Below are 25953 nucleotides of genomic sequence, written 5' to 3'. Positions count from 1 at the left end.
CGTAATTTTACGCAGCCCCCTCTGAAAGCTGCTAATGGAGGAGATTGATCAGCTCAAGCCGGCTTTGCACTCCGGTTTTCCTGAAAAGGTTGTAAAGATGCTTTTCCACCGTGCGGACCGAAATGCCCAGGTCGGAGGCGATCTCCTTATTGTACTGGCCCCGTGCCAGAAGGCCGAGGATTTCCTCTTCCCTGGGGGACAGATCCTTCTCGGCCGCAAGCCTTTTTATCCTGTCCTCCAGCCCTTCCCTCCCGGGATTGAACCGGCTGCTCAGCGCCTCCCTGATATTGCTGAGATAAATCTCCTCCCGCCGTCTCTGCCCTTTGAGACGGGCTTCGATTCTCGCGGTAAGCTCATCGGCTCTGAAAGGCTTGGCAATGTAATCGACTGCGCCTTCATCGATTCCCTGAAGTTCCTCCTGCCGGCCCCCCCGGGCGGAGAGAAAAATGAAAGGTGCCGATTTCCACGGCCCCTCCTGAATGCGCAGAAGAAGCTCGTGGCCGTCCATCCCTCCCAGCATGACATCGGAGATGATCAGGTCGGGGGATTTGAGAAAAGGGATCCGCTCGAGAATGTCCTCGGCGCTTTCCGAAAAAACAAGATTGTATCGGTCCGAAAGGGTTTCCGCCAGAAGGCGTAACATGTCCCTGTCGTCGTCAATCAGGACTATAGTCTTGTTCTGCTCCGAATGAAAGACGTCCTGGGGGAGTTGCGGCAGGGGCGAGCGGAAAGAGAGGTGGCCGGAGGGAAGACCGGAGGCTTGACCGCTCCCCGGAGGAACCGACGCTTTGAAAATGATGCGGAAAACAGAACCCCGGTCTTTCTCCGACTCAACAAGAATCCTCGCTCCCATGTTTTCCAGAATCCTCCTGACAATGGAAAGCCCCATTCCGATTCCCTGAATATGCTCTTTTCTGTGGCTGCTCTGGTAAAAGGGATCGAATATTTTTTCCAGACGGCTTTCTGAAATGCCTTTTCCGCTGTCCCGGACTTCCAGGATAACGCCGTCACTCCCGCTGCGCAGAGAAATGCGGACGCTCCCTTTCTCCCGGTTGTATTTCAGGGCGTTGTCCACCAGATTATTGAAAATGCGGTCCACCGCCAGGGGATCTCCGTTTATGAATAAGCCGGGTTCGATTTCGCTGTTGAAATCCAGTCCCCTTACCTCGGCCGCCGATCGGACCATTTCCACTCCGGAAAGGACCAGTTCGCTTACGGAGCAGATCTGATCGTGATTGTATATGGTCCGGTTCTGGTTCATTTTTTCAGAATCGAGGTAATTCACCATATCGCGGACAAGTTTGTCCACGTTATCTCTGACTATCCTCAGATCGCTGTCTGCCCCCTTTTTCTCCATATAGCGCTGTATATAATTCTGGATAAAAGTGAGCGGCGTCTTGGTCTCGTGAGCCAGGTTGATGAAATAGGTCGATTTGAGGCGCATTTCCCGTTCAAGCTCTCTCTTGGCTTCTTCCAGTTCCGCCGTCCTTTCCCGGACGAGAGCTTCCTGCCGCCGAATCGTTCCCAGATGCATCCGGCTTCGGAGCCGGATAACGGCGATAAGGACGCCGAGAAGTATCAGGCCGTAAAAGACCAGCATATACCAGCGCAGAAGAAGAGAAGGCTTCACAATAAGAGGGACATTCAGCTCATTGCCGAACCAGAGCCCTCCGCTGCTCCCCGACCGGAGGTGGAGACTGTAACGGCCCGGAGCCAGATGGCTGAAGATGATTTCCCCGTGAACGCCGATTTCTATCCAGTCGTCCTTTTCGCCGAAGCGGTAGGCATAGCGGAGATCGCCGGGTCGGCTGTAATCGAAGGCCGTGAGCTTGACAATGAGCATCCGGTTATCGGCGTCGAGCTCAAGGTTTTCTCCCTCCCGGTAGATATTCTCTTCCATGGAGAGACTGCGGAAGACCTCTACAGCCATCCGGGGCTCCTCCCGGGCCGATGAATCCAGGCCCTTCCCCCTTTCCAGAAAGGCCAACCCTCCGGTCGACCCGAAATAGAGATTGCCCGACCGGTCGCGGAAAGCCGCCGCAGGATTGTAGATGAGTCCGGGAAGACCGTCCTCGATGCCATAACTGAATATCAGATCTCTGGCCTTATCGTACCGGGCGATGCCCTTGAGTGTGGAGATCCAGATATCCCCCTCTTCGCCGATCAGAACCGATCTGATTATATCGGAAGGGAGTCCGCTCTTTTCCCTCAGGATTTTTCTTTCTCCGCTCAGGCGGTCCACAATCAGAAGACCTCTCTGATCGAGGGCGAAAAAATAATCCCTATCGGACCGGGTCATATAATAAGAACTGATTCCGCTGAAAAGAGGATCCGACGGTTCGGAAAGGGCGAGCGTTTGCGTATCCATCAGGAGAAGGGGGTTGTCTCTGGAACCTATGAGCAGATTGCCGTCATCGAGCAGCATGAGGGAAGAGACATCGAAACTACTAAGGCGCACGGCTGTGGGATCCTCGGGAGAGAACTGCTGCAAACTTCCGCCCGCCATGTCATAACGGAATAATCCGTCGTATGCGGTAGCGATCCAGATCGCTCCATAAAGGTCTTCCTTGATCTGATTGACCACACCATCGGCCAAACGTCTTCGGCCCGAGATCCCGTCTCCTTCCTCCTCAAGCAGATAAAAGCCGCGATCGGTGCCGCAGAAAAGGGATCCATCGGAACCGCGGTGAAGCGCGTAGACTATCTCTCCCGAAAATATCTCCTTCTGGACCGCCCCGCTGATCTCGAAAAGCCCCTGATAAGTTCCGGCGTACAGTCCCCCCCGGCCGTTTGAAAGAATGGCCCGGATATCATTTCTCCGCGGGATGTCGGCTCCCTCACCGGAAATAGCAATGCGGTTGAAGAGAGGGTTGGTATAAAGGCTGATGCCATCCCTGGTCCCGAACCAGAGGACCCCTCCTCTATCCTCCATTATGGTATGTATCCTCGAATGGGCCAGTGACCGCATATCGCCCGACTTATGGAAAATCTGTCTGAAAGCTCCCGTCTCCCGGTTCATCAAATTGAGACCGTCGGTCGTTCCCACCCAGAAACGCCCCCGCGAATCCTCCTTGATGGCCCGGATCGAATTATTGCTTATGGACTCCGGATCATTCTCCTCATGACGATAGGAGACGAAAGACTCGCTTTTTCTGTCAAAGCGGTTCAGCCCTCCTCCCGAAGTCCCGACCCATAGCGTATTGCCGCTGTCGATATAAAGGGAGAAAATATAATCGCTCGAGAGAGAATCCGGCTCTTCATCATTATGCCGGTACTGTATGAACCGTCCTGTTGATTCGATATAGCGGTTTATGCCTCCTCCGTCGGTGCCTATCCAGACATCTCCGTTTCCATCCTCGACGATCGGCCACACATTATTGTGGCTCAGCCCGGTGCCGCCGGAACCTGCTTCGAAATACCGGATAGAATTGCTCCGGGGATCGACCAGGGAAACACCTCCGTAGGTTGTCCCCATCCAGATCCGCCCCTTGCTGTCCTCCAGAAGCCCCCATACGTAGTTGTCGGAAATCCTCCGGCTCTCATCCCTTTCGTCTTTTGCGTACCTCAGAAACTGGCCGCTCCGGGGATCAAGTCTGGCGGCTCCTCCCCCGTCTGTCCCGATCCAGATATAACCGCTGCTGTCCTGGATGAGACTCGTTACGTAGTTATGGGGCAGAGATCCCTTGTCGTCGGGATCGTTCTTGTAATAGCGGAAAGACCTTCCGTCATAGCGGTTGAGTCCGTTGGAGGTGCCGATCCACATGAATCCCCTGTCATCCTGAAGGAGGGCGTAGATTCTGCTGTGGGAAAGCCCCTCGTCGAGACCGATCCGGGAAAAACTGAAATCTTCTTCGGCGGAAAGAGAAACAAGAGATAGAAACATTATCAGAAGAATCAAAGTTCTTTGCACGGCAAGCCTCTATGGGGAAAAACTGATATTCCCGGATAGGATTTCCAGTTCAACATCCACCACGGCAAAACCTCCCCGGGAGTCGGCATAAGCCTCTGTCCGTCCATTGGTTTTATGAAACCGCAACTCAAGAGCCGGGAAAACAGACTCGCCGGGGAAGAGGGAAGGATCGAACACATAGGATGTGACATATTTCGATGACCTGCCGGCATCGCTTTCGAGCATGGACTCATCATTATCCATCAGCTGTCTTGCAAGAAAATTCCTCAGATCCGCATAGGGGGAAAACACACCTGTCGACAGCGGTTTGAGTGAAGAGAGAACCGTCCTGTCCCCGACAGGCGATTTATCCCGCAGATCCAGGATTCCGCGATCCGCTGAAAAGACATCTCCCTTTTCAAAAAATGAGATGCCAATGCCCCGGGCCCTCCGGCCGTCCATGGAAAAATCTCTCATATCCACAGAGAAGACAGATGAGGCTCCGTAAACACGGAAAACTCCGTCCTTTACCAGAAGGGCCGTGTTTTCCGAAATTCCCAGGCCGTATTTAAAGGAAGTCCTGTTCAGAGCGGCTATCAGCCGCCCCATACGGCTGCGCATGTCGAAGTGCTGGTCCACCAGAATATCCTTCAGAAATCCCAGGCCTTTTCCCAACGCCACATCGCTGTCCCATTTTCCGGAACCGAAGAGCGAAAAAAGTGATGACGATGTCTCGCCGCCACAGATCATGGGATCGGACATGACAGCGGCCCCGGCGCTGGTTCCGCCGATGACGGCACCCCTGAGATTTTTCTCCCTTATGGCTTTCAGGGCCGGAGTGTCTGAGCCGTCCTTTTCAAGGAGAGCGGCGATCGTCATATTCTGGTCGCCTCCAGTAAACCAGAATCCGTCAGCCGATTCTATCAGGTCCAGAACCTCCCTCTTGAAGGCGCCTCCTTTCCATTCTTCACGTTGATTTGAAATTTCCAGAAGCGCGGCCCGGCAGGGGCCGGCGGAAAGCAGCTTCGTACGGATTTTGTCAAAAGCATCCTCGGGATCCGACGTTGCCGTTGCGATAATCGCCACAGAAGGTTCGGTACCACCTGTGCAATTATCTAAAAAAGCCCGGTATATATCGGTCTGGTCAATCCTGTCGGCTCCGCCGACGATCAGCAAGGGTCCCATGCGATTCTCCTGTCATTTTACTTAAAAGTCAGTATAGCATCACATGCTATTCTGTCTACAGTGATAAAATAGCGGAGTCAAGTCCGGTTCGATACCCTGTCTCCCGATTGAGAAATTTTGTCAATAAATTGAAATAGGGAACGGGATATTCGATAATTAAAACGATTCTCCAGTTTAAACTGCAGGACTGCTCTTATAATCTGAAATGGATTTTCAAGAGCAGTCTTCTTTTGAGCCATCTTCCCATAGAATCCACCGTAATGAGAGCAGGCAATTATGAAAGAAGAGCATTATCTGAAGAAAGAACTCTATAGTTTAATCGCTACCGACCCTTCAATATTCGATTTCATACAGGAGGGAAGCCTTGACGGCATATGGTATTGGGATCTTGAGAACCCTGAAAATGAATGGATGAGCCCCAGGTTCTGGACCATTCTGGGGTACGATTATAACCGGAAGTCCCATAAGCCGGAAGAGTGGCAGGACATAATCAACCAGGATGATTTAAAGATAGCCATATCCAACGTCGAAAAACATCTGGCCGACCCCGATCATCCTTATGATCAGATTGTCCGTTATATGCACTGCAACGGCTCAACAGTATGGATCCGCTGCAGGGGTATAGCCATCCGTGACAGTCAGGGAAAGCCGATCAGAATGCTCGGAGCCCATACGGATTTAACGACAATCAAAGCCTCTGAAAAATCGCTTCTGGAAAACCGCAAACTCCTGGAAGAGACATCCCGGATAGCGCAGATCGGAGGATGGGAGTATTACCCCGAAGGAGACAAATTTATCTGGACTCCGGAAGTGTACCGCATCCAGGAACTGGATCCGGAGATTATACCTTCGCTCGAATTGGGTGTGAACATGTACCATCCCGATCACAGGCAAGTAATCAGTCATGCCGTTCAAAGAGCTCTGGAGAATAATGAATCATTCAATCTTGAGTTGAAAATTATTACCGGCGCCGGAAATGAACGCTGGGTGGAAGCGATAGGAAGACCTATTGAAGAGAATGGGAAGATTATCGGCTGCAGAGGAACTATTCAGAACGTAACCGACAGAAAAAAAATCCAGGAAGAAAACGAGCGGCTGACCGCCCAGATAAATCATAAAAGCAGAATGGATGCATTGGGACAGATAACAGGCGGTGTCGCCCACGACTTCAACAACATCCTGACAGGCATAATGAGTGCAGCGAACCTCTTGAAAATCAAAGGGACATATTTTGATGACAAGTGTAAATCCTATGTAGAGCTCATACTCAAAGCATCGGACAATGCGGCCAGGCTGATAAGCAAGATGCTGACCTTTTCCAGGAAAGACCTGGAGGAAAAGGAAATTCTGGACATCGGAAAAATCATAAATGAGACTATAGAGATTCTGGGAAATTCAATTGACAAGAAAATTACCTTGAAGACAAATCTGACCAGAGAAAAATCCTTAATATGGGGAAACTATATATCCATCGAAAACATGCTGATGAATATCTGCATCAATGCAAGTCATGCCATGCCGAACGGAGGGACTATTGAGCTGTCCTGCCGGAGATTCCATGCGGATGATTTATACTGCAGGACAAGCACCTTTGATATCATTCCCGGCGATTATGCGCAAATTACAATTGAGGATGAAGGCGAAGGAATTCCCGCTGAAAATCTCACGAAAATTTTCGATCCTTTTTTTACGACAAAAGCAGCGGGAAAAGGTACCGGTCTGGGGCTGGCAGCCGTCTATGGAATCGTGACTGATCTTCACGGCGCCATCACAGTCGACAGCGAATTGGGAAAGGGAACTGTATTTGAGATCCTCATACCGGTGACTGACTCTTCCCGGAGTACAGAGAAAGAGGGCCAGATATTTAAAAGAGGGAAAGGAACCATACTTCTGGTCGATGATGAAGAGATAAACAGAATAACGGGTAAAGATCTGCTTGAATCACTGGGTTATTCGGTGATAACTGCTGAAAACGGCGAAGAATCTTTAAGTATCTTTAAAGAGAATATCGGCAGAATAGACCTTGTCATTATGGATATGACAATGCCAATCATGAATGGCGCCGAAACGCTTGAAATATTAAAGAATGAGAAACCGGATCTGAAAGCGATAATAGCTACAGGACATGCTGAGTACGAAAAGCTGAATCAGATCAGGGATCTGGGCTTTAACCAGTTTGTAAAGAAGCCGTACAGCCTGGGAGAAATGAGCCATAAGATATTCAGCATGATAGAAAAATCCCCCTGATTTTCCGGCATCCAGAATTATCAGTTCTCTATCCCGGAAGCTGACATCGGGCTTTCTTTTAACTTTCTTCTGGAAAAATACTCTTCCGCTGCCGGAATAAGGACAGGGAGGGAAAATATAGAAGCGCACCGGCTAAGCTCATAAGAGCAGCTATGTAGATCGAAAAAGAGAACGTTCCGTTCAAGTCATTGAGTAGACCTCCAATTACCGGACCGCCGATTCCAGCCGCGGCATAACCCAGAAAGACATAAGGATAGACAGATCCGAGTTGCGCGACACCGAACTTCTGTGCCGTCTCCCTGGCGAAAAGGACGAAATTCCCGCCAAAGCCAAGCCCGATAATAAGAGTCACCAATAGGAACTTAGTCCCTGAGAGAGAGGAAATTGAGAGCAGAGAGATTCCCGCGGCCTGGATGAAAAGGGCGGCGACAATCGATAAGCCGGCTCCGATTCTGTCACTGACAGCTCCCCAGAAAATCCTTCCGGTAAAGTTGGCGACGGAGAGAAGTGATACGGATAGGATAATAATATTATTATCCATCCCAGACTCCATTCCTATAAGCTTCAGACTTCCTACTATCAAAAGGCCGGCAAAGGTTCCAAAAAATATGCCAAGAAACAGTTTCAGAAATACGGGATTCTTCACGACACGGATTGATGAGGCAGGGGTTGAAACCCTGTTTAGGGAGTTATCAATCTTAATGAATCTGGATGCAAAAAGAATAATCAATCCGTATAAAACCGCTATTATAACAAAAAGCTGAAAAACATCCCTGCCCGACTGTAATACGAAGCCTGCAAGTTTAGACAGGACCAGGGCTCCGAGACCGAATCCCGCCGATGTCAGCCCCGTGATAAGACCCTTTCTTTCAGGATAAAGCTGAACGGGTATGGTTAAGGCTACCCAGTAACCCAGTCCTGTTGCCATTCCGGAAAAGAGGCTTATCCCGATAAGAACAGCGGGAAAGCTGCCACGGGATAATCCCGCAAGAAGATATCCGGATGTGAAAAGAAAAGCCGAAGCCAGAGAGATCCGGGAAGGTCCGATGACAGGAGCCAGCTTGCCCGCCCCGATCATGGTTAGGGGGAATACAGCTATGAGCAAACCGAAAATTATCTGTGTTTCTGTTGTTGTATATCCGAAACTGTTTACCAACTCTGATGCGATCAGACTCCAGGCGTAGACTCCGCCCAGACACAGCATGAGCAGGAATGCGGAAACAACAGTTATCTTCTTGTTCATATTCTCTTCCTTTACGACTATCCGGGACTGGCGGGATAATCAATAAAATGAATTACTATTCACGAATTATTTTTCGTGAATTAAAATACTTTATTTAAGCTGAATCGTCAACTCCCGCCTTCCCAATGATTCATCTAATAATTTTGGATTTCCTGGCTCATTGTCTGGAAACACACATTCTCTTTCCCGGTTGGTAACCTTAAACCATCAGTTTATAGTTCTTTTTCTCTCCCTGCTGTACAATGAGTTGAACATAAGAAAGGAGCGCCGACATGAACAAGCGGAAAACTATAGCCCTCGTGGCACACGATAACAGAAAAGTAGACCTGGTCGAGTGGGTCCAGTACAACTGGAAGAAGCTGAAGGGGCATAAACTCATATGCACCGGAACAACAGGAAAACTCGTATCCGAGGCTTTTGAGAAAAAAGTGAAGGCGACGGAAGATATCATACCTGAAATCATCCGCCTCAAAAGCGGTCCTCTCGGAGGAGACCAGCAGCTGGGTTCGATGATAGCCACAGGGGAAATAGATATTATGATTTTCCTCTGGGACCCCATGGAGCCCCAGCCCCACGACGTTGATGTCAAAGCACTGGAAAGAATTGCCGTTCTCTACAATATCCCCATGGCATCGAACAGAGCCACGGCTGATTTCATGATTTCTTCGGAACTCTTTCAGGCCGACTACACTCCGGCGCTGAAGGATTATGCCTCTTATATAAACAGAAAAGTGTAGACTCTATCATCATCTTTGATCTGGAAAGAGTCCTCATATGGTGTTCCTCATTATAATCTTGAAAAAAGAAGACCGCGCTTCCAGTTACAGGCGGTGATTTAATACAGGATTTTCCCCGCGCCTTGCGAGCCATTTGTGAGACGTTTTCATTCATCACCCCTTTCCGGCAGGTCCACGACAGAGCGCATTTTTCTCAGAAATGCTTTTTTCGTGCAGCTGAATGATATCTTCACCCGCCCCCCTGTCGTCTTGAAAACAATTCTGTTCCAGCCCTTCCGCAAAGAGAGACCTCTGACAAGACCTTCGTCCGTCTGAGACAAAGCCAGATCCCCTTCATGGGATACAGCGACACCATTCAATGCTATGCCGGTGATTCCTCTTCCGCGGATTTTCATATCGAGACGGGGCAATCCGGGCTCGATGAGTAGGTCATCGAGGCTTCGGGGGCTGTGGATCCGGAAACTGAGTAATCCTTCCGGGGCAGAAGGCAGATTCAGAGATGATCCCCATCCCCGGGAGATGACCGACTGATGCCCTTTACCGTCATTGTACAGGACATGGGTGACAACACGGCGGCGGTTGAGCGCCGGAGGGAGTGTTTTAACCCGCCCGTTCAAGGAGGCTCCGAGGTTTTTCAGAATAGATGCGACCATGGACCGGAACCTCATGCCGAGATCAAAGAAATCGAGAGTCGAAACGATGATCTCTCCCTGGCCGATAGGCTGCTGCACGATAATGTTTCCCGCCGGTTTGCTCTCTCTTTCACTGCGGAGAACCTTTGCGGTTTTAACCGGCTCGGCCTGATAATTCCAGGCTTTCCAGTCGGTGTCACAGGCTTTCAGAATGGTCCGTCCTCCGTTGTCCGGCCAGTCTCCAGTCATGGACCGAGCGGATACGGTATTTTCAACAATCTCGGAAAAGTACAGATCCCTGTTCCCCAGGTTCCGCACCAGAGGGTGTTTTTCCGCAACGAGATAACTTGTAGCCGCTCTGTCTGCAAAATCGACTCTCCTGCCGGTCAGGGAAGAGATGATAGGGGTTGAAGGGCTATCAGCTCCCCAGAGAAGTATCGTGCTTCCACCCTCAACAGCTTTCCGCAGATCTTTTTCCAGGTCCCCGTCCAGGAGAGGGGGATGTTTCCCGTCGATGATCACCAATTGATTCCTGTCCGGATCAAAACTGGAGAAGGTTACGGAAACGTTCTCAAAAAGGGTTTTCCCGGTGCTGCCATCAGCAGAACTCAGATAGGTAACCGATTGTTTTCTCTCCGCCCGGGCGATGCTGACCCTATTGTGTTTTTCCGATCTGCTCTTCGGCTTCCAGATGTTTTTCCGCTTTCGGAAATCATCGGAAAAAGCGGCTTTCACAGCCTGAAGCAGGGGCCATTCCTCATTGAGGGGAAGATCGCCATCGTAACCGGGATTGAAAGTGGTACAATAGGGCCCCAGCCGCTCGGGCTGAACACCGGGCAGGCCTTCTTCAAAATCGGAGAAAAAGATCCCGTCGCTTAATTCATATGCACGGCTTGTATCTTCGAGTCCCAGGGGAAGGGGTTTATTGCCGTACCAGGCCAGATTGAAGACTGATGCGTATGAGGATCCGGCTTTCCGCTGACTGGTAATCAGATCAAAAGCCTCTCCCGCGAGACCTTCCATCCGGCCCAGTTGAGATTCATAGGCTCTGTCGCCGTTCACTTTTGACACCTGTCTGGGCGTTCCGAAATAAGCCATGCCGGTTTCCCCGGTACCCCAGGGTTTTCCCAGAAGAGAGAACAGCGGATAGAGCCCCCTCCAGGCATAATGTTCAATAAACGTGGGCAGACCTATCCTGCCGAAGATCTCCCCGTCTCCGGAAATCCAGTCCCGGGTGGGATCATTTTTCCTGGCGATGGAAATCCAGTTGCGTATTTCCGCTATATTTCTTTCGATAACACTCTTCGGCGCGTGAAAGACCATCCTGCCCACTTCCACGGTTTCGTTACAGACACTCCAGCCCAGAACGGACGGGTAATTCCGGTCCCGGAGAACCAGCCCCTTCACATGGGCGGAACAGGCAGCCCAGAGTTTATCGGAATCCATCTTCGAAGCCGCATCGCTGAACCAGATGGCTGACTCATCGAGGATGCACATCCCCATCTCATCGGCCAGCTCCAGATAGAAGCGGGGATAGACCTGAGCGTGAAGCCGCACGGCATTGCCGTTGGATTGCTGAACCATTTTGTACCAGGCCCAGGCGTAGCGGCGCGTCATCTGGGGAATTCCGGTGAAGTGCCAGGAATCGGCTTTCAATCGGATCTGTTTACCATTGAGGAGAAATTTCCTCCCTTTTATGGAAAACTGCCGCCAACCGAAGCGGGTATACTTGCCGTCATGAACTGTACCGCTCTCTTCCGCATAAAGCAGCAGCCCATAGAGCTGAGGATCTTCGGGAGACCAGAAGGAGAGCCTGCCATCGACAGAGGTTCCGATTGTAATAGTTTTTTCGGAATGAGCCGGGATGGTTTCAGCGCCGCCATTGAAAGAGAAGAGTTCTTCACCCAGGCACCAGTTCACTTCGGGAACCTCTTCTGAGGAGCTTCCATTCTGATTGAGCCAGGGGGCGACAGCAGCCTTCAGATTAAAAGAGCGTTCAGTCTCCGTAGTATTCTTTACGGTAACATCAATTTCCAGCCGGTTCCTGTTGACCAGAGGTTTGACGAAAACATCGCTTATATACAGGACCGGCATTTTCTGCAGGAACACATCCTGCCAGATTCCCGCAATGTAACTGGCCCAGAAGGAGCCGCCCACATAGACACGGCTGCCGTAATCTCCCGGTTCATTGAGCAGTTCCCCCTGCACGATCCACAGGAGAATATCCAGATCTCCACCGGCCGCGGCCTGAGCCGTCACATCAATGGCGAAAGGCAGAGTGGGATCGAAATGCTCTGCCACCTCTTCCCCGTTGACGAAAACTTTCACATAGCCAGCCACGGCTTCAAAATGAAGCAGAATTCTACTTCCGCTCCAATCAGCCGGGACTGTTACAGTACGGTTGAGCCACCCGGCTTTCACAGTATTCCACGATTCGGGATAAGAGGGAAAAGAGCGGAAATCCCCGCCTCCGCCATCGAGCAGAAAGCCATTGACATTCCAGGGAGAGGGAACTTTGAGCATAGTGCTCTCCCAGCTGAAGGATTCGGGGATCGTCGGAGAGATCAGGGCGGACTTCTCCATCTCTTCCACATGGGCAACCGGCTGGAACCGCCAGAATCCATTGAGGCAGATTTCATCGCGCCGGGGCTTTTCCATCGATTTGACCAGCCCCTCCTGAGGGGCGAACTTTCTGTTATAGACTTTCTTTACCATATCCTTATCCAATTATCTGCTGGCCCAGAGCATACCCCTGGTGACAATCTCCCTTGTTTCCGGCAGTTTAAAATCCTCCGCCGTATGACCAAAGGAAGCAAAGAAAACTCTGGCTTTCCCATAGGTCCTCTTCCAGATCACAGGCATAACCGTTCCTTTGATCCAGTCGATACCCTCCTGATCACCGGCAAAGGTTGTCGTGGCCAGAACCTCATTACCCGGATCTGTGTGCATGTAGTACTGTTCCGAATGAATGGGGAAATCTTTAATGCCTTTAACGATGGGATCGTCGGAGGTGATATTGATTGTATAATCGATGACGCCGCCGGGATGAACCACCCACTGGCCTCCGGTCATAAACTGATACTCCGTATTATCCCGGAAGCTGTCGCACATACCGCCGTGCCAGCCCGCCAGCCCGCAGCCGTTGGCAACAGCTTCTTTTAATCCTTTCCACTGTTTCGGCTTGATTTTGGACATGGTCCAGATCGGCACAATGAGATCCAGGGAATCCATCAGTTTTTTATCGGTGTAACATTTGAGATTATGGGTAAAAACGACTTCATATCCCTTCTCTTCGAGGATCTTTTTGAAAATCAGTCCCGTCTGCTCAGGTTCATGGCCGGACCAGCCTCCCCAGGTTATAAGAGCTTTTTTCCTTGTACTCATCATAGTTCTCCTTTTTTCAGTCCGGCCTGAAAGGGCTCGGGTTGTTTCATGGACGATTTGATTTGAACAGATGTTCCAGTCTCACCGGCCTCCTCAAAGGCGAGCATGACATCAAGGACATGGAAAGCCATGTCTCCGCTGGCCCGATGAGGCCTGTCTGCAGCAATGGCATCAGCCATATCGGCCAAACCGACTCCCCGGGAATTCATTTTGTAAGGAAAATTTCTCGTGGAGACCTTTGCTGTCTTGAGACTGTCCTTTCGGAAAAGCTTCACAGGACCGTCGAAACCATTGGGATCGGGAATGAGCAGACTGCCCTCGGTTCCGTGGATCTCAATACGCGGAAGTTCGGATTTCCACGTATCGAAGCTCATAATAACCGATCCGGCAGCACCGTTTTCAAATGTCATCAGTCCCTGATAATGAGTGGGAACTTCCACGTCGATCTTCTTTCCCTTTGTATTTGCGGCGGAACAGACGCGCTGCTCAAATCCGCAGGAAGTGACGGCCTGAACCGATTTTACCGGTCCCAGAAGACTGACGAGAGCTGTCAGGTAGTAGGGCCCCATATCGAGCATGGGACCGCCGCCTTTTTTGTAGTAAAAATCGGGAGCCGGGTGCCAGCTCTCATGTCCATGACAGTTCATGGAGGCAAAAACGCTCAGGGGCTTACCGATTTCCCCTTCATCGATGAGCTTGCGGCAGGTCTGAAAAGCCGATCCCAGAAAAGTGTCGGGAGCGCAGCCGACCCTAAGGCCTTTGTTCTCCGCCAGAGCGAGAACTTCCGCCGCTTCCTCCCGGTCCGAAGCAAAAGGTTTTTCGCTGTAGACATGCTTTCCATTTTCCAGAGCCAGTTTATCGATAGTTCCGTGATAGGGAGGCGTGGTCAGATTGAGGATGATGTCGATGTCATCGCGTTTCACAAGCTCTTCCGTTGAATAGACGGGTACATTGTACTTTTTCTTCTTTGCTGCGGCTTTTCCGGCATCGAGATCGCTGCAGCCCCGTATTTCCACACCGGGGAACATATTGGTCAGGTTGCTGAAATAGATGTCGCTTATATTGCCGCATCCGACAATTCCGATTCCTGTTTTTCTGTTCATAGGATCTCCTTCATCAATTCTCATTTAATCTCGCGATACTTTTTCCGTGATTAATCTCACCAGCTCATCAGGAGCGACCACTTTCACATCGCTATCCAGGCCGTCAATCACCTGCTGAACATTGTCCAGCCCCTTGCTCCAGGCATGGACCAGAACAAGAGAGTAACCACTACTGTCTGACGGATTTCTGTTCTGTCCATTCAGGTTTCTGATGACCGTTGCTTCATCGCAGCCCCGGAGTCCCTCCCAGAGCATCTCCCGGGGAGTTATAATCGGTTTGCCCTTGGACCAGAGGATTTTCCCCTTGTGGGATTTGTGATTCCTGAATTCCAGATAGATAAGCGCATCGATATTGTTCTGACGGGTATAGAGTTCCCAAAGATTCTCTTTATACAGGGAGTTGAAATCGATGATTTCAACAATTCCCAAATCGGTACGGCCCATCCGGCGGTTCAAAGTTTCCACATGGGCAGCCAGGGCTTGAGGACTGTAAAGACTCGGATAGAGGTAACCGCTCCCTGACGGACCGGCTACGAAATGGTTTGGCTGCTCACCTGCCGCGGCGTCACGATAGTACCGCTGAAGAACCGAAGGCGCAATATCGGCCATCAGAGGAGAGACCGCCCACCCCATGGGAAAAGACCCTCTGCCGGAGTTGCCCCACCACCGGGAATCTGTGTAGAGATCACCAAGCATCCATTGCACATTGTCGCCGTCGGACATAAGAAACGAAACATAGTGAACTTTTTCATCATAGGTTTGAACTTCTGCTGATACCTGTTTCAGATCCGCCGTCTCAAATCCGCTGAAGACAGAGAGATTCCGGGCGTGGTCCGACGGAATCGTATAAAGATCGCTTCGGGAGCTCATGGCGACAAATTTATCTTCCCCCCTTCCGGGATCTCCCCAGCCGAATAGGGGGGCATCCTCCCCGGCCCACCGGGTTATCATTTTCCGGAAAGAGGAATTACCGTCGAAGAAGAGGAATCCATTCAGTGCCACGGCATAATCTCTCAAAGCCGGAACGAGCGATTCCTTCTGCTCGAAGAGAACATCTTTTGAAAACCGGTCTTTATAATTTTCAAAGACCCATTTTTCATCTTTTCCCCGCACATCAAGAGCCATGGAAATCCCCCTTGAGATCATTTCAGATTCAAGAGATGTATCGATAGCGGGGGCCTTATAGAGGGAAACAAGGCTGTTGGCCCCATTGACAGATTGATCTTTAATGGAACAGAGAATATAAGCTTCTATATAGTCTTTGTATCGATCGATGAGAATCCGGTAATCATCGACAGGCTCAACCGTTACGCCCCGGATTTCAAGATCCTTCAGCCAGGCGGTATATCCTCCATAACCGGGGTCGATATATATCTGAGTTCTTGAGGATTTTGAAACCAGCCCCTGGAGCGTGCTCACAAAAAGCTTCTCTTCGGGAGACAGATTCTGCTCATCCAGAACCAGAAGGTGTTCAGCCTTTTTCAGATTGCCGGTTAAAACTGATATATCAACCGCTCTGTTACGAGGCGCTTCAAAGGAATCTGTATCGAGGTGAGAACGGCAGCCGAAGAGCAGCAGGACAGGTATAATGCAGAAGATTCTATACATAAATAACCTCACATTGAAAGTTTTCGTCGAGACAGAGAGATAATTCGATCTCGTCGGGGGCTTCAATATATAGATTCAGTTTCCCCTTTTCCCTTTCCCATCGCACGGATAATTCTCCGAAGGGAGTCCTGGTCCGCCCCTCTGCCGAGGTGAGATGATTATTAAAATCCGGCTGAATTATCACTTTCCTGAAAGCGGCATCCTCAATCTGAATACCCGCGAGGCGGGTGAGAAACCAGGAGCTGATACTGCCGAACATCCTGTGATTTCTCGACTGTTCCCCGTTCCAGTTTTCCCAGAGCGTTGTAGCGCCCTGTTCGATCCACATTCCCCAGCCCGGAAAATCCCTTTGAGTGGCGATTTTCATAGCCAGGTCGCCGCGGCCGTGACGGCTCAGAACTTCGAGAAGATACTTTGTCCCCAGGATTCCCGTATCGAGATGAAAGTTCTGCTTTTCGACCTGATCCACCAGCCTTTCGAATACCTTTGATTTCAGGCTTTCATCGATCAAACCATAAAACAGAGTAGCGGAATAACTGGTCTGGCAATCGCCTTTGACAAAACCCGATTCCTGATTGACAAAGGCTCTGTTAAAAGCTTTGCGGATTTTCTCTGCCTGATTTCCGAAGTTATCAGCATCCCCCTTCCTGCCGACGGCTTCGGCTATTTTTGCCATAAGCCGGGCCGATTCGTAGAAAAAAGCCGTACTGGTCAGAGAAGGAGGGCATTTCGGTTTATGAGGGATGCGGCCCGGAGAGCACCAGTCGCCCAGACCGTAATGGATGATATGGTTCTTTGCCTTACCGCTCTGCCACGACATATACTTCTTCATGGGGTCGTAGACCGACTCAAGAAAAACCTTATCACCGCGATAAAAGTAGATATGCCAGGGGATGATGATAAAAGAGCTGTCCCAGGCGGGGCCGGAGAACCCCTCATACCCCCACCCCGGCGTGGGCGCTATGGCGGGAATCCGACCGCTTTCGCTCTGGGCATCGACAATATCGTAGATCCATTTTTTCAGAACCCTGTCCGAATTATAACAGAGAAGATTGTAATCGATGGAAAGGTTTACATCACCGGTCCAGCCGTTTTTCTCCCGGTGCGGACAATCGGTGGGGATTCCCTGAAAATTATTCAGATTGGATTGGTTGCCCGCAAGAAAGATTTTATTCAGCAGATCATCGGAGCAGCTGAAATTTCCGATCTGCTCCAGGTCCGAGTGAACTTCCAGTCCCGTAATGGTTGATTTATCAACAGATTCCAGACCGTCGACTTCAACATACTGGAAGCCGTGATAGGTGAAGCGGGGATGCCATTCTTCCAATCCCCGCCCTTTGAATATATACCGGTCTCTCTGGAGATAGGGCTTATCCGGTTCTGCCGTATGCTCATAGAGAGGCATCATGTCGAGCTCTCTCCCCTCAAGCTTTTCTCCGTGGGTCAACAGGACCTCAGTCCCCGCGGGAGCCGATCCTTTCAGACGGACAAAACCGGCGATATTGACTCCCAGATCGAAGACCCATTTCCTCTCGCCGATCTTCCAGTATTCGACCGGCTCGATCTCCCGGATAATTTTCATGGGCGGCATGTCCAGAGGCTTAAGAGCTTCCGTGGGAGAGGAATAGAGAACAGCGTTTTCCCAATGACTGTCATCATAATCGGGATTCTGCCAGCCCGCCAGCTCCAACCGGGCGTCATAACACTCTCCGCCGAAGATATCGTCGCTGATTATCGGCCCGCTGGCTGTTTTCCAGGACGCATCGCTATCCAGCAGAATATCCCTGCCGCTTTTAATAATTCCGGTCATAATGAATCGCGGCAGCCCCCGCCAGTGGGCCGTATCGTAGTTCCAGGCATTTTTCAGATGCACGTTGTACATGCCGTTGCCCAGAATGACTCCGATGATATTTTTCCCCGCTTTCAAATAGGGCGCTATGTCATAGGTCAGGTAATACGTCGTTTTTTCATACTGGCTGTAGGGGGGAGAGAGAACATCGTCTCCTATTTTATGCCCGTTTACATAAAATTCAAAATACCCCAGTCCCGTTATGCAAACCTCTGCAGATTCTATTTCGCTTAGTTCTACAGTTTTTCTGAAATAAGGGGCCTTTAGATATTTGCGGTTTTCATAGCCGAGTTTCTCAAAAGCCCTGTCGGCAAATCTCCGCAAAGAGGAGCTGACATAATGAATGTTCCCCTCCAGTCTCTGCCGTTTATTCTCTTTTATATGATGTTTTTTTCCGATCCAGCTAGCTCTAGAAAAATCGGCGGCATAAGCGGGGGACATGTTATTCTTCCTTATTAATTAACTGTTTTCTGAGTTCCCAAAGCCAAAAAGCCCCTGAGGGCTTTTTGTTTGATATATCCATAGCGTTTAATCCATCGCGGGGAGGGGCATTCCCAATCCTCCGGGCGATTCGGGATCGGAATCGATGATGGGATTTCTTTTGCCTTTATGTTTGGCATCGATAGCCTGTTCGATCTCTTTCTCCCGCTTGTGATTGATAGGCATGCGGGACAAAATAAGTATTCCGGCCAGGAGAATGACGGCGGGAATGATTCCCGTACCGAGTCTTATGGCCCTGACGGCTTCGACTGACTGCTCTTTTGTTGTTCCGACATAACCGGCTGCCGACATGAGGGAACTGAGAATAACAGGCTGAACACTCGCCGCGGGAGTCAGGAAAACGGCTATGATGCCCGCCACGACGCCTGGCTGGCGTTTCCCCGTTTTCAGCTCGACATCATCGACAACCAATCCCAGGAGTGGCTGGTTGATAGCTCCGGAAAAAGCATACCCTCCGAGAATAACGATATAGGTGGCTGCAGCGACCCAGTAGTTTATGGGCAGGGACAGTGTGGCGTGTCCGGCCACAGAAATCAGAAGCCCTGTTGTCAGAACATTCCTCGATCCGTATTTTTTGACACCCAGAACGATCAGCGGGAATATGGCCATCTGAAAAATTCCTGTCAGCACATCGGGTATGGTTGCCTTCATCCCCGAAACGAGCAGGACATTGTCCATATAATAGAGATATCCCGTAAAATAATTGCCCGTTGCGGAATTGATCAGGAAAAACCCGATGACAAAGTATAAAAAGGATTTATGCTTTATCAGATCCAGAAACAGCCTACCCAGTTCCTTTAGCCCCCGGCTCATCTCCATATGGGCATAGAATTCCGGATCTTCCTTCACAAAAAGGGAACCGATCCAGGTGAGCAGCAGGCCGAAGATGATGCAGGAGGAGAAAATGAGCACAATGGAGAGGCGGCTGAATTCGCCGGTTAAGAACCAGACGGGAATCATGCCGCCGATAAATATGGGAATCATCGTGACATAGCCTCCGATGACCTGGACCTCGGTTCTGTCTTTCATCGCCAGAAAAGTATTCATTTTGAAAGCGTTGAAACTGACATCGAGCATGGTTTTTGTCCCTTCGTATATGACGAGCAGGACGAGGAGATAGACAACCGCTATGATATCGGGCCACCCGGGAGAAGCGAAAAAAACGGGAATGATGGTGGCGGCGATGACAGGTATGGACCACCGGATGAGAGGCCTGTACTTGCCCTGTCTCTCTTTGAACGGGCGTTTGTCCGCCCAATAGCCGACCATCGGATCATTGAGGCCGTTCCAGATGCTGAAGACGAGGAAAACGGCGCCGAACATGGCCGGAGACATGCCGACGACATCGGTGTAGAACTTCATCAGAGAGCTGGTGACAATGATATTGACCAGCGCCATCCCGCCGGTAATCAGGTTGATAAGAATCTTCTTGTTAAAGGTATAGTAACTGGATAATTCCATAATGTTTTTCCCTCTCTAATGACAGGCGACGGCATTGTCTTAAGCTCTGATATCAGAAATATCAAATGAGAAAGTCTCCAATTGATATGTCATATAAATACAACCATATTTGATATATCTTTTTGAAATATATTAGCACGCAAACCGGGTATGTCAACAAAAATCGGCTCTCGATATTGCGGTAAAAAAGTTATGTAATTTCCACTCAGGCATGAGATAGAGACGTACTCCCTTCATGATCCGGGTCGTTTCCGCCTTTGGGAATACCGGCTGGTTCATCGGGTGTTTTTCTGCCTCTGTGCCTTTGGGAAAATTCCGACAGATCCTTCTCCACATCTTTTGTAAAGGGGTTCAGAAACAGAGGGATCATGCCCAGGAGTATAAAGAGACCGGGAATAAGAGCCGAAGCTATTCGGATTCCGTTCTGAGCTGTTGCACTTTGGGCATCGCTTCCGCTGATAAACCCGTAATACCCCAAAATAGTCGTAAAAACAAGGGTATGAAGCCCTCCTACGGGAATAGTGAGAAGTGCGTTCATCCCCATGAAAAGACCGGCTTTTCTCGTGCCCGTTCGTCTCTCATCCTCATCGATTATGGCGCCCATCATAACGGGACCGACGATTGCGGAAACATTTGTCAAGGTTATTACCGCTGTGAATACAATCATGGCCTGCCACATATTGTTTACAAGGAAAATACTGAGATAACTCAACGCCAGAGGAATGGAAGCCCATAGCAGAAGCTTCCTCATCCCTATTTGCTTACTGAGCTTACCCATAAGGGGCATGAATAAAAACATAATGAGCCCCGGAACGATATCGGCTATTGTAGCCTGGATTCCCGAGAGATTCAGAACATGGTCTGCCATATAGAGGAAAGAGGTAAAAAAAATCACTGTCGGCCCTCTTCCGATTATCTGATAGAGAAGCCATGTCATAAATCCCCTGGATTTCATAAGGGATTTTGCATCTTTCCTGAATATTTCCACAAGTCTGGCTTCTTCATTTTTAATCTCGGCTCTGAACATGGCCTCATTCTCTTTCAGAGGGCGGAGAGCGATATAATAGAGAATGGAATTGAAAATAAGCACTCCGGAGAACAAAGCGACCGTCAAGCCCCTTCTCGCCTCTCCGACTAGAAGCAATGTCGGAATGACCGATGCCAGAAATGCTCCGACCTGACCGACATAGTTTTCCGCAACGGAAACTCCGACTCTTTCATCTCTGGATGGAGCGGCGACAAGCATATAGGATGCCCGGGAAATGCTGTAAGCGGTCTGCGCCGTATCGAAAACAAATAGAAGAACCGATAAAAACAGAAAGATAAACCATTCCGCCCATCCAGGCTGGGCAAAGAGCATCATAGCCGACGAAATAAGGGTAACCGGTGCGGTGACGCGCATCAGATAGGTGTATTTCCCCCGGCTTTTCCTGAATTTAAAGCGGTCGATAAAAACTCCCATCAGGGGGTCGTTGGCGGCATTCCAGATTCCGAAAAGCATATAGATTATCCCCATATACTTAATATCCATGCCGATAATATCCGTATAGTATTTCAGGTAGGCACTGTGAATGAGCGCATTGCTGAGCTGGACAGGCATAAAAGGCAGAGCGATCTGCAGCTTTCTCTGATTATTGATCATCCCATCATTACTGATTTTCCAGAAGTCTCTGAATTTTCCCATTAATTCATCCTTTTTCAGATTGTCTTTTCAGGAAGTGCGGAAAAATCAATAAAATATGATATATCATATTAATTTTTCTTTCATTTAGTATATCGTAAGAAAAAAAGATGTCAACTTTTATTTACATCCATATTTTGGATGCTATAATACAAACTATGTCATATCATACTAATATCCTATAAAATTGATATAACATATATTTGGAGTCCGGAATGAGCCTGAACAAACAGCCGAATATTCTCTTCTTGTTTACAGAAAATCAGCCTTTCAACACCAATCTGAGTATCCGCCCTACACCTATGGACAGGCTGATACAAAGAGGCTCTGTCTTTACCCAGACAGAGATCCCCGGAGGGTCCTGTGGTACCGGATCCATGCCCGGCGGGGACATGCTCCATACAGTACGATCCCTTTATCGTTTAAAAGATGCCGGAGGATAGGTTTCAGAAAAGTCCAGCTCAACCGGAACCGCCTTTATGCAAAATACAGGAAGAAAAAGAACAACTTTCCCTCTAAACACTCATTTGATTTTTGAGAACCGGCCCTTCTGATCAGATGAATGAAATTTAAACAAGGAAGCGCAAACACTATGTTAACTGATAATTTTGAAACAGATCGATTGGATAAACAAGTATGGGAAATCATCGGAAGAGGAAATCTCTCTTTAAATAATGGTATCCTTCTGGTAGAGGATTGTTATGTCACGACTACGGCTTCAGAATGGTCGGATTATAGTTTTCAGTTTAGAGGCCGAACTCCAGCCCATGAAGATCAGGTTCAGATTTGGGCAGGATTTCGACATTTCAATAGAGACTTTCGCTATGTTGCAGCTCTTAGAGGAGGAAACAATAACCACCTCTATCTAGCGAGATACGGGGCAGAAGGATTTGATAGATTCCTCGATATTGAGCCCCTTGATTTTAAACCGGTTACCGGAAAATGGTATGATTTAAAAATTGTGGTTGCAGGGCCAACAATAGCTGTCTACCTGGGCGATGAGGAGGAACCCAGGCTATTAGCAGAGGACCCTGAAGCACCTTTCAGGAATGGCGGTGTCTCTCTTGGAGGAAGCTACCTGGCTACGGAGTTCACCCATGTTAAAGTTGCGCCTGTAGAAAAAAACTGCCTGAATGGAGTACATAGAGCTCAAAAGCTACCAATAGTTTCTGATAAAGAGGCCAAAAGACAAAAACAAAGAGAGCTATTTAAGCCATTTGTAATTGATAATATTTCAGACGATAGAAGTGAGTTCTCTTTGAATGGTAACTGGTTATTCCTGCCGGATAATAAGAGAGAAACTGATGGAAGCTCCGCATTAGAAGATGATACGGCTTGGCATGTTATGGATGTTCCCAACTTATGGGGTCCCGCTAGAGCCTGGCTGGAAGGTGAGACCTTTCAGAATGGAAAGTTCAATAAAGGCATGAATGACACCTTTCACCAATTAGAAAAAGATAGGTGTGATAGTTACACTTTTAATTGGGGGGAAACAGAATCAGCATGGTATCGCAATACACTGGTACTTCCAGATGGAATTGACCGGAAACAGTTAGTTCTTCACTTTGAAGGCGTATCTTATATTTCTGAAGTTTACATAAACGGTATAAAGCTGCATGAAAATAGAGGAATGTTTGGTCCTTTTGATGTGGATATCTCCCGAAATGTTAAACCGGGAAGAAATATTATAGCCGTACATGTTAACAGGGTTGCAAACAGCCCCAGTGTGGGAAGTGGAGACCTGGCAAATGATACTATCGATGCGAACTACGCTGCTGCCTGGGATATCATCGAGCATGGATCCAAGGGGAAAGTGCTGCAACAATTAGATGAAATGGAACTGCCAAGAGGTTTTCTACAAGGAACTCCAGGAGGGATCTGGAAACCTGTAACCCTTATCATATCTGAAAAAGTCAAAATAGAAGAGACCTTTTTCAATCCGTCAATGGATTCCGCCCATATAGATGTCTGGTATAAAAACAGTGGGGATACCGACAGAACTGCAACATTAAACTACACGATTATTGAAAAGAGTAACGGGACAGTTCTCTGTGATGGCACGATAGAAGAAGTTAAACTTAAAGCCGGAGAGAGAAGAAAGGTTAGTTTCTCGACCCCTGAAGTTTCAGCAAAGCTCTGGGCTCCCGGAGAACCAAACCTATATAATCTGAAATTGGTTGTGACCACTTCTGAAGGTGTGGATACCCTTACAGAAACAGTAGGGTTCAGAACCGTAGCGACAGAGGGTAATCGAGTCATCTTTAACGGAAAACCTCTATGGATTAGAGGGGCTAATCATATGCCTGCTCATATCCGTCCAAACGATGAGAATCTTGCTAAAAAGTTTATGAAACTCGCTTTAGAGCATAATGTTATCGCAACGAGAACTCATGGGGCACCATTTTCTAAAAACTGGATGAAAGCCGCAGATGAATCTGGCGTAATGGTATCCTACGAAGGCACTTGGCCCTGGTTAATGCTGCGAGGCAACGATGTACCTCCGGAAGAGGCTACCAGTATATGGCTTGATGACATGGAGAGGCTCTTCAAGGCAAATCGGAATCATCCATCAATCTTTTTATGGACTGTGAATAACGAGATGAAGTTTCTCATTTATGCAGCAGGTAAAGTTCTGAAAGCAAAAGGAGCTCTACTGAATAGAGCGATGAAAACAGTCAGAAATCTGGATCCCAGTCGACCTGTAGTAGCGGACTCTGCGTATTTTAGAAAAGTGGCATATTATATTCCGAGGTTATCATTAATTATGAATAAAATTGATGATGGTGATATTGATGATCCGCATATATATAGCTCCTGGTATGAAAACAGTTTTTATCATCTGGTAAATGGTGAGTTTTCAAAGATGTATGCGATGAAAAACAGACCGTTAATCAGTCAGGAAGCAGGGACAGGGTACCCTCGAGCAGATGATGGCCTACCCACAAGAGTCTATCTTTTTTATCATCAAACTCCCCAGACCTGGGTCGGCAAAGATGCATACGAACATTCTGATCCTAAGTATTTTCAAGAACGACACGCTATGTTAACGAAAGGAACAATTGAAACGATACGGAGAGTTGATCATACAAAGATCTCCGGTGTAATGCCCTTTGCCTTTGAGACATGGTTTTATCACCAGCATGATTATAAAAAAGTAACCCCTATGGAGACAGCGAAAAAAATCAGAATGACTTTTCAACCTATACTGGCCAGCATGGATCTTCAGATTCTGCATTATTATGCAGGAGGAGAGATAAAAAGCAAGTTAGCGCTACTGAATGATGACAAGGATCATCCCGTTCTGGAAGAGCCTGTGGTAAATTGTGAAGTTCGTTACAACGGGAAAATTTTATCAAAAAAAGTTGTTGCGTTTGATAATATACCCTACTACAACAAGGCTGAAAAAGATTTTGGTTTAACCATCCCTGAGAACTTACCATCTCCCAGGATCGATGTTGAACTTCGTTTAATAGTAGAATCAGCAGGTAAGCCCCTATCTGAGAACTCATACAAGATAACCTTGGCAGATAAATCCTGGGCACTTCCCGATAAAAAAAGCCCACGGAAATATGTGACTCTTAAAATAGAGAAAGAGGTTCAAAAACTGCTGGACTTTTTAGGTTTTGAGTATCGTACCATTTCAAAAATAGGTCACGATAATATCAAAGAAGAGACTCTCCTGATTGGCAATAGAACCAGGTTAAAATCTAAACAGATAAATCAGCTGAAAAAAACTGCAGCAGCCGGTGGAAACATTATTATGCTGAATAGTGGTAAAAGTGTACTAAATGTTTTTCCTGATCTGGTTACCCACTACAACAAAGCCTTTCATGAGATTGTTAACATGAATATAAAAGAGAGTCCTGTTTTTGCAGATCTTGACCCTCTTGATATCTCCTGGTTCCCATATAAGCCGTATAAAAAGAAAAAAGCTGGATATTTGGATGCGTATGTGCCGGAATCAACAGGTTTGGAGCAAACTGTACATAAGCTAATCTACAAGGTAAAGGTTCCCCATGTCGCTATCGGTCGTTATACGGTAAACCGATTTGACCCCGATGTTTCCGTTCTTGCGGAGGCGCTCCTACCCCATGGCTATCTTTCAGATCCGCAACAATATAAAGATATAGGTGGCTCAGTACTCTTTGATATCAAGTTAGGAAAAGGTTCTTTCAGGGTGAGTTCCATACGATTTGATGCAGTTGACCTAGACCCGATTGCAGCTAAATTGATGGGAAATGTACTTAAAATATAAACTTCAAGATTTAATTTCTTCATAAAATTTACATACTGAACAGTCAGCACAGTTAAAAGGAGCATATTAAGAAAACTTTCAGAAGAGGCATGACTATTGTCAAAGCTTAATTCAGCCGTTTCTGGACAGGCTAGATATTTATGATTATAGTCACTCCGGCTGGATTGGCTTTCCCCAT

At 48.4% G+C, this 25953-nt stretch carries 14 protein-coding genes; 4 read left to right on the top strand and 10 right to left on the bottom strand.

Translation table 11 applies throughout. The features are described from left to right. Positions 1-31: 31 nt before the first annotated feature. Both HNR50_RS07995 and HNR50_RS07990 read right to left on the bottom strand, forming a co-directional pair. Complete coding sequence (locus HNR50_RS07995) at positions 32-3910, bottom strand: two-component regulator propeller domain-containing protein (RefSeq protein WP_184745651.1); 3879 nt, start codon at positions 3908-3910, stop codon at positions 32-34. A 9-nt stretch (positions 3911-3919) separates the two neighbouring features. Further along, a complete protein-coding gene (locus tag HNR50_RS07990) occupies positions 3920-5074 on the bottom strand; it encodes a cyanophycinase (RefSeq protein WP_184745648.1) in 1155 nt (384 codons plus the stop codon). A 276-nt stretch (positions 5075-5350) separates the two neighbouring features. On the opposite strand from HNR50_RS07990, the gene HNR50_RS07985 reads away from it, so the two are divergent. Then, positions 5351-7321 (top strand): PAS domain-containing hybrid sensor histidine kinase/response regulator, encoded by a 1971-nt coding sequence (locus tag HNR50_RS07985; RefSeq protein ID WP_184745646.1) that lies wholly within the window; start codon positions 5351-5353, stop codon positions 7319-7321. A 58-nt stretch (positions 7322-7379) separates the two neighbouring features. On the opposite strand, the gene HNR50_RS07980 is transcribed toward HNR50_RS07985, so the two are convergent. Then, the gene (locus HNR50_RS07980; RefSeq protein WP_184745644.1) at positions 7380-8564 is read right to left on the bottom strand and encodes an MFS transporter; all 1185 of its coding nucleotides are present in this window, start codon (positions 8562-8564) and stop codon (positions 7380-7382) included. Between the two features lie 272 nt (positions 8565-8836). Here HNR50_RS07980 and HNR50_RS07975 point away from each other — a divergent pair, with 272 nt between their 5' ends. Beyond that, positions 8837-9301, top strand: a complete 465-nt coding sequence (locus HNR50_RS07975; protein ID WP_184745642.1) for a methylglyoxal synthase — start codon at positions 8837-8839, stop codon at positions 9299-9301. 146 nt (positions 9302-9447) lie between these two features. On the opposite strand, the gene HNR50_RS07970 is transcribed toward HNR50_RS07975, so the two are convergent. The 7 genes from HNR50_RS07970 to HNR50_RS07940 all read right to left on the bottom strand — a co-directional run bounded on the left by HNR50_RS07970 (position 9448) and on the right by HNR50_RS07940 (position 21523). After that, the gene (locus tag HNR50_RS07970; protein WP_184745640.1) at positions 9448-12648 is read right to left on the bottom strand and encodes a glycoside hydrolase family 2 protein; all 3201 of its coding nucleotides are present in this window, start codon (positions 12646-12648) and stop codon (positions 9448-9450) included. Positions 12649-12660: 12 nt separating this feature from the next. Beyond that, positions 12661-13317 carry a ThuA domain-containing protein gene (locus HNR50_RS07965; RefSeq protein ID WP_184745637.1) on the bottom strand — a complete coding sequence of 219 codons (657 nt, stop codon included), beginning with the start codon at positions 13315-13317 and terminating at the stop codon, positions 12661-12663. Next, positions 13317-14420 (bottom strand): Gfo/Idh/MocA family protein, encoded by a 1104-nt coding sequence (locus HNR50_RS07960; protein WP_184745636.1) that lies wholly within the window; start codon positions 14418-14420, stop codon positions 13317-13319. The genes HNR50_RS07965 and HNR50_RS07960 overlap by 1 nt, the downstream gene beginning before the upstream one ends. Before the next feature lie 24 nt (positions 14421-14444). Further along, positions 14445-16028 (bottom strand): GxGYxYP domain-containing protein, encoded by a 1584-nt coding sequence (locus HNR50_RS07955; RefSeq protein ID WP_184745634.1) that lies wholly within the window; start codon positions 16026-16028, stop codon positions 14445-14447. Next, positions 16021-18318 carry an alpha-L-rhamnosidase gene (locus HNR50_RS07950; protein WP_184745632.1) on the bottom strand — a complete coding sequence of 766 codons (2298 nt, stop codon included), beginning with the start codon at positions 18316-18318 and terminating at the stop codon, positions 16021-16023. The genes HNR50_RS07955 and HNR50_RS07950 overlap by 8 nt, the downstream gene beginning before the upstream one ends. 87 nt (positions 18319-18405) lie before the next feature. Then, a complete protein-coding gene (locus tag HNR50_RS07945; protein ID WP_184745630.1) occupies positions 18406-19839 on the bottom strand; it encodes an MFS transporter in 1434 nt (477 codons plus the stop codon). A 205-nt stretch (positions 19840-20044) separates the two neighbouring features. Next, entirely contained in the window at positions 20045-21523 is a 1479-nt protein-coding gene (locus HNR50_RS07940; protein WP_184745628.1) for an MFS transporter, read from the bottom strand. A gap of 212 nt (positions 21524-21735) precedes the next feature. Between HNR50_RS07940 and HNR50_RS07935 the strand changes: the two genes are divergently transcribed. Together HNR50_RS07935 and HNR50_RS07930 are read left to right on the top strand one after the other, a co-directional pair. Further along, positions 21736-21963 (top strand): hypothetical protein, encoded by a 228-nt coding sequence (locus HNR50_RS07935; protein WP_184745626.1) that lies wholly within the window; start codon positions 21736-21738, stop codon positions 21961-21963. A 149-nt stretch (positions 21964-22112) separates the two neighbouring features. Next, positions 22113-25775 (top strand): glycoside hydrolase family 2 protein, encoded by a 3663-nt coding sequence (locus HNR50_RS07930; RefSeq protein ID WP_184745624.1) that lies wholly within the window; start codon positions 22113-22115, stop codon positions 25773-25775. Positions 25776-25953 lie beyond the last annotated feature (178 nt).

This window comes from Spirochaeta isovalerica (genome assembly GCF_014207565.1).
GTDB lineage: Bacteria > Spirochaetota > Spirochaetia > DSM-2461 > DSM-2461 > Spirochaeta_F > Spirochaeta_F isovalerica.
Note: the sequence above shows the minus strand (reverse complement) of the source record. Positions and strands in the feature narration are given on the sequence as shown.